The organism is Nocardia noduli, from assembly GCF_019038455.1.
Taxonomy (GTDB): Bacteria; Actinomycetota; Actinomycetes; order Mycobacteriales; family Mycobacteriaceae; genus Nocardia; species Nocardia noduli.
In genome coordinates this window covers 77,850-97,258 of sequence record NZ_JAFMPL010000011.1, presented here as the reverse complement: position 1 = coordinate 97,258, position 19,409 = coordinate 77,850, and the positions used below count along the sequence as shown (strand labels likewise).

The following is a 19,409-nucleotide window of genomic DNA, read 5'->3' as shown; positions in this document are numbered from 1 at the left end:
GCATCCGCTGATCCCCGTGCCGGGCACGTCACAAACGTCGCAGCGCGAAGAACGAAATGAGGCGAACACCTGCTGTGAGCAGCTCAACTTCCCAGTTCGGACAGAACCAGTGGTTAGTCGACGAGATGTATCTCAAATACAAGGAGGATCCATCCTCTGTCGACGCAAGTTGGCACGAGTTCCTCGCCGACTACACCCCTGAAGTGACCGGCGACCAGCCAACTCCTCAGACGACACCTCCCGCCGCCGACTCGGCGCCCGCCGCACCGGCGGCCGTGAAGACCGCACCGGCAGCGGTCAAGACGGCACCGGCGCCCGCACCGGCGAAGGCCGCACCCGCCGCCGCCAAGCCCGCGCAGGCCCCGGCGGCCAAGGCCACCCGCGCCCCGCAGACCACCCCGGCGCCGCTGTCGAACGCGGCGCCCACCACCGGTGGTCCCAAGTCCGGCGAACCGGCTTCCGACGAATCCCGGGTGCTCCGCGGCGCGGCCGCGGCGGTCGCGAAGAACATGTCCGCCTCGCTGGCCATCCCGACCGCCACGAGCGTGCGGGCCATCCCGGCGAAGTTGATGATCGACAATCGTCTGGTCATCAACAACCACCTCGCGCGGACCCGCGGCGGCAAGATCTCCTTCACCCACCTGCTCGGTTTCGCGATCGTGCAGGCGGTCCGCAAATTCCCGAACATGAACCGGCATTTCGCCGAGGTCGACGGTAAGCCGAACACGGTCACCCCCGCGCACACCAACCTCGGTCTCGCCATCGATCTGCCCGGCAAGGACGGCAACCGTTCGCTGGTGGTCGCGGCCATCAAGAACACCGAGGACATGACCTTCGGGCAGTTCCACACCGCCTACGAGGACGTCGTGCGGCGCGCCCGCGACGGCAAACTCACCGGCGAGGACTTCTCCGGCGTCACCATCTCGCTGACCAACCCGGGCACCATCGGCACCGTGCACTCCGTGCCGCGTCTGATGAACGGCCAGGGCGCCATCATCGGCGCGGGCGCGATGGAGTACCCCGCCGAATTCCAGGGCATGGCCGACGAGCGCATCGCCGATCTCGGCATCGGCAAACTGATGACGCTCACCTCGACCTACGACCACCGCATCATCCAGGGCGCGGAATCCGGCGATTTCCTGCGGACCATCCACACCCTGCTGATCTCCGACGAGTTCTTCGACGAGGTCTTCCACGCCCTCGGCGTGCCGTACGAGCCGGTGCGCTGGCGCCAGGACATCCGCGAGCGCGGCGTCGACAAGAGCGCCCGCGTGCTCGAGATGATCGCCGCCTACCGCAACCGCGGTCACCTGATGGCCGACACCGACCCGCTGCGTCTGGTCAAGGAAAAGTTCCGCAGCCACCCCGATCTCGACGTCACCCAGCACGGGCTGACCCTGTGGGATCTGGACCGCGAATTCAACGTCGGCGGTTTCCACGGCCAGGAACGCATGAAACTGCGCGACGTGCTGTCGATCCTGCGTGACGCGTACTGCCGCCACGTCGGCGTCGAGTACACCCACATCCTGGAAACCGAGCAGTTGCAGTGGATGCAGGAGCGGGTCGAGCAGAAGCACGCGAAGCCGACGGTCGCCCAGCAGAAGTACATCCTGAACCGGCTCAACGCGGCCGAGGCGTTCGAGACGTTCCTCCAGACCAAATACGTCGGCCAGAAGCGGTTCTCGCTCGAGGGCGCCGAAGCCGTCATCCCGATGATGGACGCCACCATCGACCAGTGCGCCGAATACGCGCTCGACGAGGTCGTCATCGGTATGCCCCACCGCGGCCGCCTCAACGTGCTCGCCAATATCGTCGGCAAGCCCTACTCGAAGATCTTCACCGAGTTCGAGGGCAACATGAACCCGGCGGCCACCCACGGCTCCGGTGACGTGAAGTACCACCTGGGCGCGCGCGGCACCTACCTCCAGATGTTCGGCGACAACGAGATCGAGGTCTCGCTGACCGCCAACCCCTCGCACCTGGAAGCGGTCGACCCGGTGCTGGAGGGTCTGGTTCGCGCCAAGCAGGATCTGCTCGACAAGGGCGACGGCCCCGAGGGCTTCTCGGTCATGCCGCTGATGCTGCACGGTGACGCCGCGTTCGCGGGTCAGGGCGTGGTCGCCGAGACGCTGAACCTGTCGGGTCTGCGCGGTTACCGGGTCGGCGGCACCATCCACATCGTGGTGAACAACCAGATCGGCTTCACCACCGCGCCGGAGAACAGCCGCTCCACCGAATACTCGACCGATATCGCGAAATTCATCGGCGCGCCGATCTTCCACGTCAACGGCGACGATCCCGAAGCCTGCGACTGGGTGGCCCGTCTCGCGGTCGACTTCCGGCAGAAGTTCCGCAAGGACGTCGTCATCGACATGGTCTGCTACCGCCGTCGCGGCCACAACGAGGGCGACGACCCGTCGATGACCCAGCCGTCGATGTACGACGTCATCGACACCAAGCGTTCGGTGCGCAAGGCCTACACCGAAAGCCTGATCGGCCGTGGCGACATCTCGCTGAAAGAGGCCGAGGACGCGCTGCGCGACTACCAGGGTCAGCTGGAGCGGGTGTTCAACGAGGTCCGCGAGCTGGAGAAGTACACCCCGGGTCCGAGCGAGTCGGTCGAGGACGACCAGAAGGTCCCGACGACCGTGCAGACGGCCGTCGACAAGGCACTGCTGCAACGTATCGGCGACGCCTTCCTCGACGTGCCGGACGGTTTCAACGTGCACCCGCGCGTGAAGCCGGTGCTGGAGAAGCGCCGCGAGATGGCCTACGAGGGCAAGGTCGACTGGGCCTTCGCCGAGTTGCTCGCCTTCGGCACGCTCATCGACGGCGGTCTGGCGGTGCGCCTGACCGGTCAGGATTCGCGTCGCGGCACCTTCACCCAGCGCCATTCGGTGATCATCGACCGCAAGACGGCCGAGGAGTACACCCCGCTGCACAACATCGGCAGCGAGAACCCGGGTTGGTTCGCGGTGCACGATTCGGCGCTGAGCGAATACGCCGCCGTCGGTTTCGAATACGGATATTCGCTGGGCAACCCGGACGCACTCGTGCTGTGGGAAGCGCAGTTCGGCGACTTCGTCAACGGCGCGCAGTCCATCATCGACGAGTTCATCTCCTCCGGTGAGGCCAAGTGGGGTCAGCTCTCCGACGTCGTGCTGCTGCTGCCGCACGGCCACGAGGGTCAGGGTCCCGACCACACCTCCGGTCGTATCGAGCGGTTCCTTCAGCTGTGCGCGGAAGGTTCGATGACCGTCTCGGTGCCGTCGACCCCGGCGAACTACTTCCACCTGCTGCGCCGCCACGCGCTGGACGGCATCCGCCGCCCGCTGATCGTCTTCACCCCGAAGTCGATGCTGCGCAACAAGGCCGTCGTCTCGGATCTGAAGGATTTCACCGAGTCGAAGTTCCGTTCGGTCTTCGACGAGCCCGCCTACGAAACGGGCACCGGTGATCGTTCCAAGGTCAAGCGGATCGTGATGACCAGCGGCAAGCTCTATTACGAGCTCGCCGCCGAGAAGGCGAAGCAGAAGCGCGAGGATGTCGCGATCGTTCGGATCGAGCAGCTCTACCCGCTGCCCGTGCGCCGCCTCAACGAGGCGCTCAACGGCTACCCGAACGCCACCGATATCGCGTGGGTCCAGGAAGAACCGGCCAACCAGGGCGCATGGCCCTTCTTCGGCCTGAACCTCCCCGAAACCCTCCCCGAGCGGTTCAAGAAGCTGCGCCGCATCTCCCGCCGCGCCATGTCGGCCCCGTCCTCGGGTTCGAGCAAGGTCCACGCCGTGGAGCAGGCCGAGATCGTCGCCGAGGCGTTCGAGCCGACCAGCTAGTCACGTCCGACACCCGACGCCGGGTCGTATCGCTCCCCCGAGCGAAACGACCCGGCGTCGTCGTTGGGCGACCGATCCACAGAGGCCCACGACTGCGAATTCCCCGAGTACGGCCCGGACCAGACCGAAGGAAGGCAGCGCCGCCCGCACCGGTGTCCGGTCGATGTGCGCGGTCGAGCCGCGGAACAGATCTCGGTGCGCATTACCATCGGCGACTGTGCCGCCATTCCGCTCCGCCCTGACCCACCTGCTCCAGGCGCGTTTCCCGCTGTTGTTCGTGGAATCCTTCGAGGAACAGCGGGTGTTGGACGAGATCGACGCCGCGGTAGCCGGTTTGAAGACCCCGCGCGCGCTGTGGCGTTGGTCGGCGACGGAGGGGCTGCGCCGGGCCGGTGGCCCCCCGGAACGGGAGACGCACGCACCGGCGGCGATGTTGCAGGGGGTGGCGCGGGTGCACGAGCGGGCGGTCTTCGTGCTGAGCGATCTGCACGCCTTCCTCGGCGACGGCACCCAGCAGGCGGATCCGCTGACCGTGCGCGCGCTGCGGGATGTGGTGCGCGATTTTCGGGCCGGGGAACTGGCCCGCACCGTGATCGTGGTCGCGCCGGTGCTGCGGATCCCGCCCGAACTCGAAAAAGATGTCACGGTGGTCGATTTCGCGCTGCCGGGCGAACCCGAGATCCGCGACCTGCTCGAAGGCATGATCATCCGGAATCGCGACACGGTGCACGTGGCGCTGGACGAACGCGGTCGTGACCGATTGACCAAGGCGGCGCTCGGCATGACCCTCGCCGAAGCCGAGAACGCGGTATCGCTGGCGATGGTGAACGGCAGTGCCCTCACCGAATCCGATGTGGAACTGGTGTTGGCGGAGAAAGCGCAGACCATCCGCAAAACCGGACTGCTGGAGTTGGTTCGGAGCGAGATCGATCTCGCCGACGTCGGCGGGCTGGACGCGCTGAAGTCGTGGCTGGACAAGCGGCGTGACTCCTGGCTCGCCGAGGCCGCCGCCTACGGGCTGCCCGCGCCGAAGGGGGTGCTCATCACCGGTGTGCCGGGTTGCGGAAAATCGCTGACGGCCAAGGCCGCCGCCGCGGCGTGGGGACTTCCGCTGATCCGGATGGATATCGGCCGGGTCTTCGCGGGCCTGGTCGGCGCGAGCGAACACAATATGCGCTCGGCCCTGGCGACCGCGGAGGCGTGCGCGCCGTGCGTGCTGTGGGTGGACGAGATCGACAAAGGTTTCGCCGGGGCAGGCACCGCTTCCGACACCGGCACCAGCGCGCGGGTTTTCGGCACCTTTCTCACCTGGTTGCAGGAGAAGACCGGGCCGGTGTTCGTCATCGCCACGGCGAATCGCATCGAGAATCTGCCCCCGGAATTTCTGCGCAAAGGCCGATTCGACGAGATCTTCTTCGTCGACCTGCCGGATTCGTATGAGCGCGCCGATATTTGGCGGCTACACCTGACCCGGCGTCCCGCCGGACCGGCGGGCGGACCGGAACTCACGCCGGAGCTGCTGCGGGAACTGGCCGGGATATCGGAGGGGTTCTCCGGCGCGGAAATCGAACAGGCCGTGGTCTCCGGGCTCTTCGAGGCGTATTTCGATCGGCGCGCGCTGACCGCGGCGGATCTGCTGCACGCGGTGCGAAATACCGTCCCGTTGTCGACGTTGCACGCCGCGCAGGTGACCGAGCTGAGGGAATGGGCGAAATTGCGCGCTGTTCCCGCATCCCGATCGCTGGGCAACGACGGCCTCGCCCCGGAATAATCCATACGTGAGCATTTCTCTGATACTGCTGCCCGTCGCACTCGGCGCGGTCGCGAAAGCCGCCGTCGCGCAGAGTTCTCCCGCACCGAATGTGTGCACCGTGTCGACGCGGTTGCGGGACGCGAGACTGCTGAATCTGGCGTTGCAGGACACGGGTGCGCGCACCACCTCGGCCGCCCCCGACGCCATCGATGTCGAATGGGCGCAGATGACAGCGCAACTGCGGCGCGACGCCGAGGGGGTGTGGCAGGCGCATTTCCACGGCACCGAGGACCGGCAGCGCTGCGTGGACACGGTGCTCGCGATCGACGCGGCCTACGGTTTGCGGGTGCAGGCCGAGGTGTTGCGGCGGGTCCGTGACCAAGCGCCCGCCGCGGGCATGTCGCTCGTGTCGCAGACCGCCAACGCCGACCGCTCGGTGACCATGGTGCTGGAGGTCCGCGAATGAGCCGGCCGGTCCGCATCACCGTGACCGTGTCCGCCGACGGACAGATACAGGCCGAGACGCACGACGCCGTCGGCGAGCAGTGCCTGCCCTACGTCCAGGCGCTGGAGGATCTGCTCGCCGCCGACACCCTGGACAGCACCTACACCGAGGACTGGTGGAAAACCGAGGGGGCGCCCGTGGTCCCGCAGCCGGATCGCGCGCATTTCGCCCAGCCCGCGCGACTGGATCACGAGCGATGAGCCTGCCGCAGCCCGGCAGCCCGCGCTGGCGGGTAACCCACAGCCTCTGGATTCTGCCTACCTTTCTCCTCGGTCTACTGACCTGGGGTTCCTTCTTCTATATCGGCATCCGCACCGGAAAACGGGCGTGGTTGATCACCGGCGGTGTGTACCTGCTGTTGGTCATCGGTTGCTTCGTGGCGATGGGGTTCTCCGGACCCACCACCGACGAGCTCGCCGCCGGGGCGCCGCCGCGCACCCACAGCGAGGAGATCGTCAACACCTGGTTGTCCGGCGCGCTCGTCGCGAACTGGATCGCGGGATTCGTGCACGCGCTACTCGTCCGCCCGCAGTACCTGCACCTGCTGTGGGAGAAGTCGGCGGGGCCTCAGCACGCGATCACGCCGGTGTACCCCAATCGAATTCAGCCGCAATCCGCGAACGGCTGGATCGGCGGTGATCCGCAACAGTATTGGGCACCGCAGCCTCCGTCCGTTCCAGATCCGTGGCACGGCTCCGCCGCACAGGGCTCGCCGTGGCACTCAGCACCCGTACCCGCGCCGGGTACATCTGCCGAACCATGGCCCGCGACGGCTGTTCCCGCACCCGGCTCGCCGAACGCTGGGCAGTCCGTGCCCGCCACCTCACCGTGGCAACGCAATCCGTCCACTCCTGCCGAAGGCGGTCGGCTCGCCCCGCTTTCCGCGCCCGGATCCGCACCGCAATTCGGCCGACCCGCCGCTGCGTCCGAATCCGCCCGGTCGGGCACGCACCGGCCAGCCTCGGATTCCGACGTCACGTCAGACCTCGCCACCGACAGGATCGACGTGAATACCTGCTCGGCCGAACAACTGTCACAGGCGGGCCTCCCCGGGGCCGCGGTGGACGCGGTGCTCGAGGCCCGCAAGAGCACCGCCCCCTTGCGCGATCTGCGCGAATTCGCTCGAGTCACCGGACTGAAACCCCATCAACTCCACCTCGTCGCGGCGCGTCTCTCCTTCTCGGAAACCCCGACACCCGCGGCCCGGGGCCGGAAGCTCGATCTGTGATCCCGAACGAGATCCCCGCCGATTCCCTGCGCCTGGCGCGGGTACTCACCGCCACCGCCGCCGAGGGGCCGGGCCTGCGGACCGCGATCTGGTTGCAGGGCTGCACGATTCGTTGCAAAGGCTGCTTCAACCCGCACATGTGGGCGGATTCCGGCGGCACGACCGTCCCCGTGGGCGAGTGGACCGAACGCCTCCTGCGCGAGGCCACCGCGGCAGGGGTCGACGGCATCACCCTGCTCGGCGGCGAACCCTTCGAGCAGGCAGCCCCTTTGGCGCGCTGCGCCGCGGCCGCCCGCGCACACGGTCTGTCGATCATGACGTTCACCGGCTACGACTACACCGATCTGTGCGCCTGGGCCCAGGTGCGGCCGGATATCGCGGCGCTGCTCGCACACACCGACCTGCTCGCCGACGGCCCGTTCCGCACCGAACTGCTCGACCACCATCGCCCCTGGGTGGGCTCGACCAATCAGGGTCTGCGCGCCCTGACCCCTCGATATCGCGACCTGGATTTCGTGACCGCCCCGGATCGCGTCGAAGTGCGGGTCGGCGCGGACGGCACCGTCGCGGTCAACGGATGGAGCGACATGGACGCGCTCGACACCCTCATCGCGGACCTGGGCGCACGCATCGACCGCCCACACGCCCGGAAAATCGATCCGCGCGACTGACCGTCGCCGGGCCGGACGACCACGCCGCCGACGCCGAGGCACACGCGACCACGGCCGGAGCCGACCGAAAATCAAATACATGTTCGAGAACGGGCGGGAATCGGAACCATACCCAGTCGGTATGCGCCCGTGTCCTACGGTCGACCGTTCGGGAGGACTCTGGACAGAGTTGGGGTGCGGTGGTTGGAAGGAGTGGGGTATGGGTTTATCGAAACGTCACGTCCATATCGAATCCGACTACCTTTCGCTGGATTACACGGCTTCGGCGGAGCAGGCCCGCAATGTCGCCGATGAACTGGCCGAAGGTTTTCCGGAATTCGAAGTGACGGTCGACGACGAACTGCGTGACGGATTGCCGCCTCTCCCCTGCTCGCGTCTGTGGGATTGAGGTCCGCATTTTCCCTGCCGCACCAGATGTTTCGCGTCTCCACGGCTGTTGTGCCGATTCGACGTGGCGCACGGCGGGCGCTCTGCGCATAGGGTGGGAATCGTTGGACGGCGCGACGGTGATTGTGCCGTATCGCGCGTCGAGAAGTAGGTGTCGGTGTCCACGACGGTTGATGACGAGGGTGTGCCCGGACTCGCCTGGGTCACGATGGGGCTGGGGTGGGATCCGGAGACCCGTCGATGGCTGGCCGGTGGCAGACCCGATATCGATCTGAACGCGGCCGCGCTGATGTTCGAGGGTGATGTACTCGTCGATACGGTGTATCACGATCAGTTGATATCCCAGGACGGGGCGGTGCGACTGCTCGCCGACAGCGTCACCGGGGAGGAACCGGGCGACGACGAGGTGCTCACCGTCGACCTGACCAGGTTGTCGCCGAATATCACCACCGTCATCTACCTGGTCACGTCCTACGCCGGACAGTCGTTCGAGCAGATCGACAACGCCTTCTGCCGCTTCGTCGACGGCGTCAACGACATCGAGTTCGCCCGATACATTCTGGACAACGGACCGAATCGCACGGGATTTGTTCCCGGAAAGCTGGTCCTGACGGCGCGGGGATGGCAGTATCAGCCGATCGGCGTGGCCATCGAGGCGAACCATCCGGTCGAGGCGATTCCCCAGCTCGCCCCCTACCTTTCGTGAACCACGCCGGCGCTTTTCACCCGTAGGTGTATATCCGCCGGACAGAAGAGGTTCCGAGTGCGAGTCCTGGTCACCGGTGCGAACGGCTACCTCGGCGGCGCGGTCTGCCGGGCGCTGCGCGACAGCGGGCACACAGTCATCGGTTCGGTGCATCGCGGGCGGTCACTCGCGCCCGCGGACCTGCCGATGCGGGCCGCCGACCTGCGCGATGTCGCCGCCCTCACCCACGCGCTGCACGGTATCGACGCGGTCTGTCATCTCGCCGGGCTCACCCGCGCCCGCGATTCGCATACCGAGCCGCTGCGCTATTTCGAGGTGAACGCGGGCGGCACCGTCGCCCTGTTGCGGGCAATGGAGGCGGTCGGCGTCCGCCACCTGGTATTCGCCTCGACCGCCGCGATCTACGGCACACCGGATCGGCAGCCGATCGACGAGGATCTGCCCGACGACCCGCCCCATCCGTACGCGGCGAGCAAACTGGCCGCCGAAGCGGCCATCACCGCCCAAGCCGCCACCGGCACGCTGTCCGCGGTCATCCTGCGGTTGTTCAATATCGTCGGCGGGTCCAATGCCGACGACGGCGGGATCGTCCCGCGACTGCTCGCCGTCGCCGCCGGCGAACTGCACCGCCTGCCGATCAACGGCGACGGCACCGCCGTTCGCGACTACCTCCACGTCGACGACGCCGCACAGGCTTTCGCCGCCGCACTGACCCGACTGCCCGACCCCGGCGTCTCCCGGCGATACAACATCGGCAGCGGAATCGGCACCAGCGTGAACGAGTTGGTGGCTGCGACCTCCCGGATCACCGGCAATGCCGTCGCGGTCCGGCACCGCCCGGCCGCGACCGAACCGCGCCGACTCGTCTGCGACAACACCCGCGCCAGGAACGAACTGAACTGGACGGCGACCTCCTCCGATATCGACACGATCATCGGCCGCGCCTGGGCGGCCAAGGATCCGAAAACCCGGCCGATTCCGGACACACCGGGAAAGATGTAGCGATCAGCCACCTTCGGGGGCACACGAATTGGGGGCATTCGCGCGGCCCCGCCGCGCGGTAATTTCCGAACCGAGTTATCCACCTGGAGTTTTCGGCGAGGAGGACTGTAGATGGACGATGAGACATGTGCCCCGGCCCCGGAGCTGACGGCACAGCTACTGCGACAGTTCCGACTGATCACCGGCGTCGAGATCGGACCCGACGACGACTATTTCGCGATGGGCCTGGTGACACCGCTGCGGGCACTGGAAATCGTCGCCCTGCTGGAACGCACCTTCGATTTCGAGGTGCACACCGACGACCTGCATCCGGACAATTTCCGAACCGTGCACCGCACGGCCGCATTCGTCGTCCGCAAAGCCGCGGCGGTGACCTGTCGGGCACCCGCGCCCGACCTGGAACGGTTCCTCGCCGAGCACACACACGACAACGCTCCACCACCCGCTCCACACAGGTAATCGCGCTCGCCTCGATTCCCGAACGCCCACCGCTCGTGGGTGCAGATCTCCGACGGCGACGTGCCCTGCCGCGATCAGTAGGCGAGCTCATGCGGGCACAACGTTCGATGGCGTTGCGCAGCCGAACGGTGAAACGTTATTGCACGCCGGGGTCGCGGTGCACCCACACCACGCGGCTGTCCCGGAGTTCGATCTGCGCGGCGATTTCCTCGGGCAGCTCTTCGAGTTCCTCCCACGTCATGAATTCGGGGAGGTCCGGTCGGTCGACGTCGGGCACGGCCGTCATCGTATTCACCCGGGCAACGCACCACGGCGGTAACAGCTGTGGTGACCGACGGGGGTCCGACCTAACGCGTGGACTCGGCGGAAACCGCGGCACGGCCCAACGCTTCGGCGAGCGCCGGATCGAGGGCGAAGGCGAGAGCTACCAGGGATTCGACGAGCAGGTCGACGAGGTCGTCGCGGCCGATGGGTTCCTCACGCAACCACGTCAAGGTCGTCTCCTCGACGAACGCCACCCAGCCCCGCATGCCGAGCAGGAGCCGGGGCCTGCGGTCCTCCTCGATCGGCACCGGCGCTTCGGCGAGGATGATGCCGATGATGACGTCGCGGGTCTGGTCGACCAGAGGTTTCAGGTCGGGGCTCACGCTGGTGGGGCCGCGCAGCAGCGCCAGGTAGGAGGCGCGGTTCTCGGTGACGTATTCGACGTAGCGCCCGATCGAGTCGTGCAGCATGTCGAGCACGCCGAGCGTGGGGTCGGGGGTGACGCGTTCGAGGAGTTCGGCGTTCGCCTGCGCGACGACGGCCAGCTGGAAATCCTGTTTCGTCGGGAAGTAGTGGAAGAGCAGGCCGCGCGAGATGCCCGCTTGTTCGGCGATCTCGGTGATGGAGATGTCCTCGATGGCGCGTTCGCCGAGCATCTTGACCCCGAGGGTTATCAGCTGCACGCGGCGCTGTTCCGGGGTGAGCCGGACACGCTTGGTCGCTCCCGCTTCTCTTGCCACGCCGCCATCTTACTGAACGTGACTCAATAGCTGTTGACTGACGCTCAATAGATCCGTATTCTCACTTATATGAGTCGCAAGGTTACAGACAAAGCCGTCGGCGACCAGCCCACCCGCCACGCCAGGACGATCGTTATCGGCAGTGGGTTCGCGGGGCTAGGGCTGGCTATCCGACTGGGGCAGCAGGGTCGCACCGATTACCTGATCCTCGAACGTGGCAACGACGTCGGCGGCACCTGGCGGGACAACACCTACCCCGGCGCGGCCTGCGATGTGCCGTCGCACCTGTACTCGTATTCCTTCGCGCTCAATCCGGACTGGTCGCGTTCGTTCTCCAAGCAGGGCGAGATCTACCAGTACATCCGCAGTGTCGCCGAGCGGCATCGGGTGCTCGACAAGCACATCTTCGACTGCGACGTGACGAGTGTGCGCTGGAACGCCGACGACGCGCGCTGGGAGATCAGCTCGTCCAAGGGCGAGTTCACCGCGGACACGGTGGTCTCGGCGGTCGGTGGACTCTGCGAACCCGCGCTCCCGGATATCAAGGGCATCAACACCTTCGAAGGCGAGACCTTCCACTCCGCCCGCTGGAATCACGAGATCGACCTGACCGGAAAGCGTGTCGCGGTCATCGGCACCGGGGCCTCGGCCATCCAGATCGTGCCCGCCATCGCGCCACAGGTCGCGCATCTCGACGTCTACCAGCGCACCGCGCCCTGGCTGCTTCCGCGCATGGATCGCCCCTACACGCTGCCGGAACGACTGGCGTTCAAGCACATTCCCGGCTTCCAGCGCCTGTCGCGCGCCGCCATCTACGCCGCGCGCGAGACCCAGGTCGTCGGCCTGGCCAAGGTGCCCGCGCTGATGCGTGGATTCGAACTGCTGGCGAAGGCCAAGTTGCGCTACGAGGTTCGCGACGCCGAACTGCGCAAGAAGGTCACCCCGAACTTCCGGATCGGCTGCAAGCGCATGCTGATCTCGAACAACTACTACCCGGCGCTGAGCCGCCCGAACGTCGACCTGGTCACCGAGGGCATCGCCGAGATCCGCGCGAATTCCATTGTCACCAAGGACGGCACCGAGCGTGAGATCGACGCGCTGATCGTCGCCACCGGATTCCACGTGACCGATTCGCCGACCTACGAGGCCATCACCGGCAAGGACGGTCGCACGCTCAGCGAGGTGTTCGACGAGATCGGTCAGCAGGGCTACAAGGGCGCGTCCATCGCGAACTTCCCGAATATGTTCTTCCTGGTCGGCCCGAACGTCGGCCTCGGCCACACCTCGATGGTGTACATGATCGAATCACAGATCAATTACATCGCCGACGCGCTGGCGACCGTCGACGAAATGGGTTTGCGCACCGTCGAAGTCCGCAAGGACGTCCAGGACGCTTACAACCGTGATTTGCAGGCGAAACTGGGCAAGAGCGTGTGGAATACCGGTGGCTGCGCGAGCTGGTACATGGACAAACATGGGAACAACACCACGTTATGGCCCGATTTCACCTTCGAATTCCGTAGGCTGACAAAGACATTCGACGTGGACGCCTATCAGACGACGGCCGCGTCACGTAACGATCTGAAAGTGGTGGCAGCACCGTGAGCAATGACGCTTATTTCACGGGCAAGGTTTGCGTGATCACCGGGGCGGGTTCGGGCATCGGCCGGGCGCTCGCGGAGAACCTGGCCAAACGAGGCGCCAAGCTCGCGCTCTCCGACATCGATACCGAGGGCCTCGCCGAGACCGCGCGCAGGTGCGAGGAACTCGGCGCGCAGGTGAAATCAGATCGGCTCAATGTGGCCGAACGCGAGGCGGTGTTGCTCTACGCCGACGCGGTGAAAGCGCATTTCGGCGTCGTGCACCAGATCTACAACAACGCGGGAATCGCCTATCACGGCGACGTGATCAAGTCCGAGTTCAAGGACATCGAGCGGATCATGGACGTCGACTTCTGGGGCGTCGTCAACGGCACCAAGGCCTTCCTACCGCTGCTCATGGAGTCCGGCGCGGGCCATGTCGTCAATGTCTCCAGCCTGTTCGGGCTCATCGCCGTGCCCGGCCAGAGTGCCTACAACTCGGCCAAATTCGCGGTGCGCGGTTTCACCGAATCGCTACGCCAGGAAATGCTGGTCGGTAAGCATCCGGTGAAGGTGACCTGCGTGCACCCCGGCGGCATCAAGACCGCCGTCGCCCGCAATGCCACCTACGCCGACGGCATCGACGCCAAGAACGCGGCATCGATGTTCGACGCGAAATTGGCGATCCACACCCCCGAGATGGCCGCGCAGACCATCACCGAAGGGGTGCGCAAGGGCCACGGCCGCGTGCTCATCGGCTGGGAGGCCAAACTGCTCGATCTGTTCGTGCGGATCACCGCGTCGGGCTACCAGCGCATCTCCGCCGCCGTCAACCGGCCATTCCTGCCGTAGACCATGCGCGATTTCGATATCCCGCTGCCCCTCGCGCGGGCGGTGCTCGATCCCGTCTTCCGCGTCATCCTCAACGATCGCCTGCCGTTCGCGGCGCAGCGCGTGCTCATGGACGTGATGTCGCGCGCACAGCCGGTACCGGACGACACCGTCGTGCGCCGACTGCGGCTGGCGGGCAGGCCAGCGGAGCGGATCACCTCGGCCTCGACCGTGATCGACGGGCCACGCGCGCGGGCGGCGGAGTCGGGCGCGATCCTGTACCTGCACGGCGGCGGGTACACGGTCGGCTCGCTGACCACGCACCGCTCGCTGGCGGCCCGGCTCGCGCACGGCACCGACTGTCCGGTGTACGTGCTCGACTACCGACTCGCGCCGGAGCACCCCTTCCCCGCCGCGCTCGACGACGCGGAGACCGCGTTCCTCGAACTCGTCCGAGAGAAGGGGCACCGGCCCGAGCGCATCGCGATCGCGGGTGATTCCGCGGGCGGCGGACTCACCCTGGCCACCGCGCAGCGACTCGTCGCCGATCACGGGCTCGCCCCCGCCGCGCTCGGACTCATCGCCCCGTGGAGCGACCCGAACCTGATTCCCGACCGCGAACGCGATCTGGTCGTCAATCGGCCCTGGTCACGCTCGTGCGCCGCGGCCTACCTCGGCGCGGGCGACGGCGACGATTCCGGCTACGCGCCACTGCGCGGTGCACTGCACGGCCTGCCGCCGACCTACCTCCAGGTCGACGAGGGCGAGATGCTCTACGACCAATGCCTGACGCTGGAGGCGGCGCTGCGCGACGCGGGCGTGCACGTCCGGTTCAGCCGGACACGCGGACTGTGGCATGTCGCGCAACTACAGGCCGGGCTGATCGGGTCCGCGGCCGCCGAGGTGCGGGAACTGGCCGATTTCCTGCGCGAAGCGTTACAGCCGGTGTCGGTCCGGGATCTAGGATGATCACGCACCCCGTATCCACCGGCCGATGGTTCCGCTCGAAATAAGATTCGGACAAATTTCCGGTGGTCGACATGACGACGCGCCCATACGTGTCGTAGATTACTGGCGAGTAAACCACGTGGAAGGGCAGTGATGCGCGAGTTCGAAGTTCCGGCTTCCTACACCATTCCGGAAGACGCGAACAATTCCGACAACGTCTTCCGGCATGCCGAACAGTCACCGAACGCGGTGCTGTTCAACCTGTCGGACGACAACGGCGGCTGGCGGAATGTCACCGCCGCGGAGTTCGCGAAGACGGTGACCGGCATCGCGAAGGGTTTGATCGCCTCGGGCATCGAACTCGGTGACCGCGTCGCGATCATGGCCCCCACCCGGTACGAATGGGTCGCCTTCGACTTCGCCATCTGGGCCGCGGGCGGCTGCACCGTCGCCATCTACGACAGCTCCGCCGCCGAGCAGGCCAAGTGGATCCTGCAGGATTCGGCCACCAAACTGCTGGTCCTCGACAACGACAAGCACCGCGCCACGATCGACGAGATCGAGGCGGGCTCGCTGGCGGATCTGAAGGAAACCCTCCAGATCGACAAGGGCGCGGTCGAACAGCTGATCGAGCGCGGCGCCGACCTCGACGACCAGGTCGTGCACGACCGTCGCAAGCAGGTCAAGGCGGCCTCGCCCGCGACCCTGATCTACACCTCGGGCACCACCGGCCGCCCCAAGGGCGTCATGCTGTCGCACGCCAACCTCTGGGCGGAATCGAAGTCCGACCGGCTCGCGCTGCGCAAGTACATCCAAGAGGGCAAGAAAACCCTCATGTTCCTGCCGCTGGCCCACGTCTTCGCGCGCGCGGTCACGCTGACCTCGTTCGACGCCAAGGTGGTCCTCGCCTTCACCTCCGACTGGACCACCCTGGTCGAACAGTTCGGCAGCTACCACCCGCACTTCATCCTCGCGGTGCCGCGTGTGTTCGAGAAGGTGTTCAACGGCGCCAAGCAGAAGGCGCACGACGGCGGCAAGGGCAAGATCTTCGACGCCGCCGCGGACACCGCCATCGAGTGGAGCGAATCCCTCGACAACGGCGGCCCGGGTCTGGTGCTCAAGCTCAAGCACGGCGTGTTCGACAAACTCGTCTACAGCAAACTGCGGGTCGCGCTCGGCGGCCAGTGCCAGGCGGCCGTCTCGGGCGGCGGACCGCTCGGCGCGCGCCTCGGCCACTTCTTCCGTGGCGTCGGCGTCACCGTCTACGAGGGTTACGGTCTCACCGAATCCACCGCGGCGGTCACCGTCAACACCCCCGAGAACCTGCGAGTCGGCAGCGTCGGCAAGCCGATCGAGGGCCATTCGGTCAAGATCGCCGAGGACGGCGAACTGCTGCTGCGCGGTTCGGTCGTCTTCGACGGCTACTGGGGTAACGCGGAAGCCACCGAGGAGGCCTTCGCCGACGGCTGGTTCAAGACCGGCGATCTGGGCGCGATCGACGCCGACGGCTTCGTCACCATCACCGGCCGCAAGAAGGAGATCATCGTCACCGCGGGCGGCAAGAACGTCTCCCCCGCGCTGCTCGAGGATTCGCTGCGGGCCCATCCGCTGATCAGCCAGGTCATGGTGGTCGGCGACGGTCAGCCCTTCGTCGGCGCGCTGATCACCCTCGATCCCGAGGCGCTGCCGGGCTGGAAGGAACGCAACAGCGTCGCCGCGGACACCCCGATCGAGCAGCTGATCGAGAATCCGGCCATCGTCGCCGAAATCGATGCCGCGGTCGCGGACACCAACAAGAAGGTGTCGCACGCCGAGGCCATCAAGAAGATCCGCATCCTCGCGGTCGACTGGACCCAGGAGACCGGCGAACTCACCCCGAAGATGTCGCTCAAGCGCGCCGTCGTGATGAAGCAGTACGCCTCCGAGGTGGAGAAGATCTACAGCTGATCTCCTCGTGACAGCAACGGCGCCGCCCGCGAATCGAATTCGCGGGCGGCGTTGTCGTATCGGGCCCTTCCCGATGTTCGTCTGCCGTCAGAAAATGGTCACATCGACGGCACGGGGGCGGCAGTAGGCTCGGTTCATGGCGCGACTGTGGTATCGGATGGCGGCCGGGATCGTCTCGGCGGGCCTGGCACTCGGCGTCGCCGAAGTGCTCGCCGCCTTCGTCGGCTCCGAAACCGCACCGGTGCAGGTCCTCGGCTCCACGGTGATCGACCACACGCCGGGTGGATTGCGCGAGTGGGCGATCCAGACTTTCGGCACCAGCGACAAAATGGTGCTCTACCTGTGCATGGCGGTGGTCGCGATACTGCTGGCCGCCTTCGTCGGCGTCGTCGAACGCGGCAACCGCGCGATCGGCTCGTCGGTGTTCGCGGTGTTCGGGATCGTCACCGCGGTCATCGCGGTCGAACAGCACGGGTTCTCCGCGGCGTTCCCGACGGTCGTCGGTGTCGCGGCGGGGATCTACGCGCTACGGGTACTCACCCGCCGCGTCGAGGCGGTCGAGGCGGTCGAGGCGGTCGAGGCGGTCGAGGCGGTCGAGGCGGTCGAGGCGGTCGAGGATGATCGGCTCACCCCCGGAGACCGCACCCCGGACCACACTCCCGCATCGTCGGTATCGACCGCCCGACCGCGAGCCATACCGCATCCGGCCCTCGTGCCGGACGGCGTGAGCGCGTTGCGACGCCGACAGCTGCTGCGCGGTGTCGCCGTCACCGGCGGGGTAGCGCTGGTCGCCGGATTCGGCGGCCGACTGCTCGGTTCGCGACGGGCCGACGTCTCGGGTGAACGAGCGGCGGTACAGCTGCCGGAACCGGTGGGTCCGCCGATTTCCCTTGCGCCGGAAGCGGATCTGCGCATTCCCGGACTGACCCCGTATCTCACCCGCAATGCCGATTTCTACCGGATCGACACCGAACTCATCGTGCCGCAGCTGTCGATCGAGGACTGGTCGTTGCGCATCCACGGCATGGTCGATCGCGAGATCGTCATCCGCTGGGCGGATCTGGCGAATCGGGAGGCGATCGAACGGCTGGTGACATTGGCGTGCGTATCCAATTCGGTGGGCGGCGATCTGATCGGCAACGCGATGTGGCGCGGTTACCGGATCGACGAAATGCTCGCCGAGGCGGGCCCGCACCCCGACGCCGACATGGTCATGTCACACAGTGTGGACGGATGGACCGCGGGAACCCCGCTGGCGGCACTCACCGACGGCCGTGACGCGCTGCTCGCCGTCGGCATGAACGGTGAGCCGCTTCCGGTGTCCCACGGCTACCCGGCCCGCATGGTCGTGCCCGGCCTGTACGGCTACGTCTCGGCCACCAAATGGGTGACCGAACTCGAGGTCACCCGGTTCGACCGCGCGATGGCCTACTGGACCAAGCGCTGGTGGTCCCCGTACGGCCCGGTCAAGACCGGCACCCGCATCGACACCCCCCGCGCGAACGCCAAGATCTCGAAGGGCACCGTCGCCATCGCCGGAGTCGCCTGGGCCCAGCACCGCGGCATCAGCGCCGTCGAGGTCCAGATCGACGGCGGCCCGTGGCAGCAGGCCAGACTGTCCGCCGAACAATCCATCGACACCTGGCGCCAATGGGTCTACGAATGGAACGCCACCCCCGGTTCGCACACCGTCTTCGCCCGCGCCACCGACGGCGCGGGCGCCATCCAGACCGCCGACCGCATGGGCGCCCTACCCAACGGAGCCACCGGCCACCCCGAGGTCGCCTTCACCGTCAAATAGTCGCCGGGGAGCCCGGCTCGAGCGGAGATCCGCTGCCACCGCACGATCGCCACTCCGCCGTCGGGGCAGTTCGCGGCAACTAGGATCGAACACGGAATCCGTTGCCCACCCCGAGGAGCGCAGCATGTCCGCCGTATTCGATTGGGCCAGAGAAGAAAATCTGCAGCCCGAACTCATCACGGTGGAAGTCTGGCGGGAGCTTCCGGAGGAGTTCTGCCGCCTGGTCGAAATCGTCAACGGCGAGGCCGTACGGGCGGAGTCGCCGTCGCGTCCACATCAGACGGCGGCCCGCCGCCTCACGGATCTGCTCGATACCGCGATCACGACGCACCGCCGTCGATCTCCCGATGAATGCCTCGATGTGAATACGGACTTCGATGTGCTGTTGTGGGAAGCCCCACGCACGACCATCCGCCGACCCGACATCGCGGTATTCGAGTGCGCACCCGCCGATCTGCGCCCCTTGCCCGCTCATATGGTGAAACTCGCCGTCGAGATCGTGTCACCGGGGACGAGCAAGGTCGATCTGGTGGAGAAGAAGGCGGAATACGCGGTCGCCGGAATTCCCTGGTACTGGATCGTGTGGGTCGTCGACGACCGGGTCTCGTCGATCGAGATCCACGTACTGGATCACACGCTCGGGCAGTACCGACCGCATGTCGAGATGACGCCGACGGCATCCACCGCGACCATCGACCTACCGATTCGGGTCGCGGTGGATTGGAGTCGGCTCGACGGACTCACCCGGTGA

General features: G+C 66.7%; 18 protein-coding genes. 16 read left to right on the top strand and 2 right to left on the bottom strand.

What is annotated here, in order from left to right:
• Positions 1-125 precede the first annotated feature (125 nt).
• From JZ792_RS09660 to JZ792_RS09615, 10 genes are all read left to right on the top strand, one after another.
• A complete protein-coding gene (locus JZ792_RS09660) occupies positions 126-3,836 on the top strand; it encodes a multifunctional oxoglutarate decarboxylase/oxoglutarate dehydrogenase thiamine pyrophosphate-binding subunit/dihydrolipoyllysine-residue succinyltransferase subunit (protein WP_438804315.1) in 3,711 nt (1,236 codons plus the stop codon).
• A 217-nt stretch (positions 3,837-4,053) separates the two neighbouring features.
• On the top strand, positions 4,054-5,607 hold the full coding sequence (locus JZ792_RS09655) for a Ycf46 family AAA ATPase (RefSeq protein ID WP_308165228.1): 1,554 nt from the start codon (positions 4,054-4,056) through the stop codon (positions 5,605-5,607).
• Between the two features lie 7 nt (positions 5,608-5,614).
• On the top strand, positions 5,615-6,055 hold the full coding sequence (locus JZ792_RS09650; protein WP_216909039.1) for a hypothetical protein: 441 nt from the start codon (positions 5,615-5,617) through the stop codon (positions 6,053-6,055).
• Positions 6,052-6,294 carry a DUF2997 domain-containing protein gene (locus tag JZ792_RS09645; protein WP_216909037.1) on the top strand — a complete coding sequence of 81 codons (243 nt, stop codon included), beginning with the start codon at positions 6,052-6,054 and terminating at the stop codon, positions 6,292-6,294. The genes JZ792_RS09650 and JZ792_RS09645 overlap by 4 nt, the downstream gene beginning before the upstream one ends.
• On the top strand, positions 6,291-7,322 hold the full coding sequence (locus JZ792_RS09640; protein WP_216909035.1) for a helix-hairpin-helix domain-containing protein: 1,032 nt from the start codon (positions 6,291-6,293) through the stop codon (positions 7,320-7,322). Before JZ792_RS09645 ends, JZ792_RS09640 begins: the two co-directional genes overlap by 4 nt.
• Positions 7,319-7,993 carry a 4Fe-4S single cluster domain-containing protein gene (locus JZ792_RS09635; protein WP_308165227.1) on the top strand — a complete coding sequence of 225 codons (675 nt, stop codon included), beginning with the start codon at positions 7,319-7,321 and terminating at the stop codon, positions 7,991-7,993. The genes JZ792_RS09640 and JZ792_RS09635 overlap by 4 nt, the downstream gene beginning before the upstream one ends.
• Positions 7,994-8,192: 199 nt before the next feature.
• On the top strand, positions 8,193-8,381 hold the full coding sequence (locus JZ792_RS09630; RefSeq protein WP_216909033.1) for a hypothetical protein: 189 nt from the start codon (positions 8,193-8,195) through the stop codon (positions 8,379-8,381).
• 156 nt (positions 8,382-8,537) lie between these two features.
• Positions 8,538-9,086, top strand: coding sequence for a TerD family protein (locus JZ792_RS09625; RefSeq protein WP_216909031.1), 549 nt, complete (start codon positions 8,538-8,540; stop codon positions 9,084-9,086).
• A 57-nt stretch (positions 9,087-9,143) separates the two neighbouring features.
• A complete protein-coding gene (locus tag JZ792_RS09620; protein ID WP_216909029.1) occupies positions 9,144-10,088 on the top strand; it encodes an NAD-dependent epimerase/dehydratase family protein in 945 nt (314 codons plus the stop codon).
• A gap of 111 nt (positions 10,089-10,199) precedes the next feature.
• Positions 10,200-10,547 carry an acyl carrier protein gene (locus JZ792_RS09615; RefSeq protein WP_216909027.1) on the top strand — a complete coding sequence of 116 codons (348 nt, stop codon included), beginning with the start codon at positions 10,200-10,202 and terminating at the stop codon, positions 10,545-10,547.
• 136 nt (positions 10,548-10,683) lie between these two features.
• Here JZ792_RS09615 and JZ792_RS09610 read toward each other — a convergent pair whose 3' ends face one another.
• Positions 10,684-10,824, bottom strand: a complete 141-nt coding sequence (locus JZ792_RS09610; RefSeq protein WP_308165226.1) for a hypothetical protein — start codon at positions 10,822-10,824, stop codon at positions 10,684-10,686.
• A gap of 70 nt (positions 10,825-10,894) precedes the next feature.
• Positions 10,895-11,551, bottom strand: coding sequence for a TetR/AcrR family transcriptional regulator (locus tag JZ792_RS09605; RefSeq protein WP_308165225.1), 657 nt, complete (start codon positions 11,549-11,551; stop codon positions 10,895-10,897).
• A gap of 69 nt (positions 11,552-11,620) precedes the next feature.
• Between JZ792_RS09605 and JZ792_RS09600 the strand changes: the two genes are divergently transcribed.
• The 6 genes from JZ792_RS09600 (at position 11,621) to JZ792_RS09575 (ending at position 19,409) form a co-directional block, all read left to right on the top strand.
• Positions 11,621-13,156: a flavin-containing monooxygenase gene (locus JZ792_RS09600; protein ID WP_216909025.1), complete on the top strand. Its 1,536-nt coding sequence runs from the start codon at positions 11,621-11,623 to the stop codon at positions 13,154-13,156.
• Complete coding sequence (locus JZ792_RS09595; RefSeq protein WP_109528468.1) at positions 13,153-13,983, top strand: SDR family NAD(P)-dependent oxidoreductase; 831 nt, start codon at positions 13,153-13,155, stop codon at positions 13,981-13,983. Before JZ792_RS09600 ends, JZ792_RS09595 begins: the two co-directional genes overlap by 4 nt.
• Positions 13,984-13,986: 3 nt before the next feature.
• The gene (locus JZ792_RS09590) at positions 13,987-14,931 is read left to right on the top strand and encodes an alpha/beta hydrolase (protein ID WP_216909023.1); all 945 of its coding nucleotides are present in this window, start codon (positions 13,987-13,989) and stop codon (positions 14,929-14,931) included.
• Between the two features lie 132 nt (positions 14,932-15,063).
• Positions 15,064-16,857, top strand: a complete 1,794-nt coding sequence (locus tag JZ792_RS09585; protein ID WP_216909021.1) for an AMP-dependent synthetase/ligase — start codon at positions 15,064-15,066, stop codon at positions 16,855-16,857.
• Between the two features lie 136 nt (positions 16,858-16,993).
• Positions 16,994-18,658, top strand: coding sequence for a molybdopterin-dependent oxidoreductase (locus tag JZ792_RS09580; protein WP_216909019.1), 1,665 nt, complete (start codon positions 16,994-16,996; stop codon positions 18,656-18,658).
• A 124-nt stretch (positions 18,659-18,782) separates the two neighbouring features.
• Positions 18,783-19,409, top strand: a complete 627-nt coding sequence (locus JZ792_RS09575; protein ID WP_216909017.1) for a Uma2 family endonuclease — start codon at positions 18,783-18,785, stop codon at positions 19,407-19,409.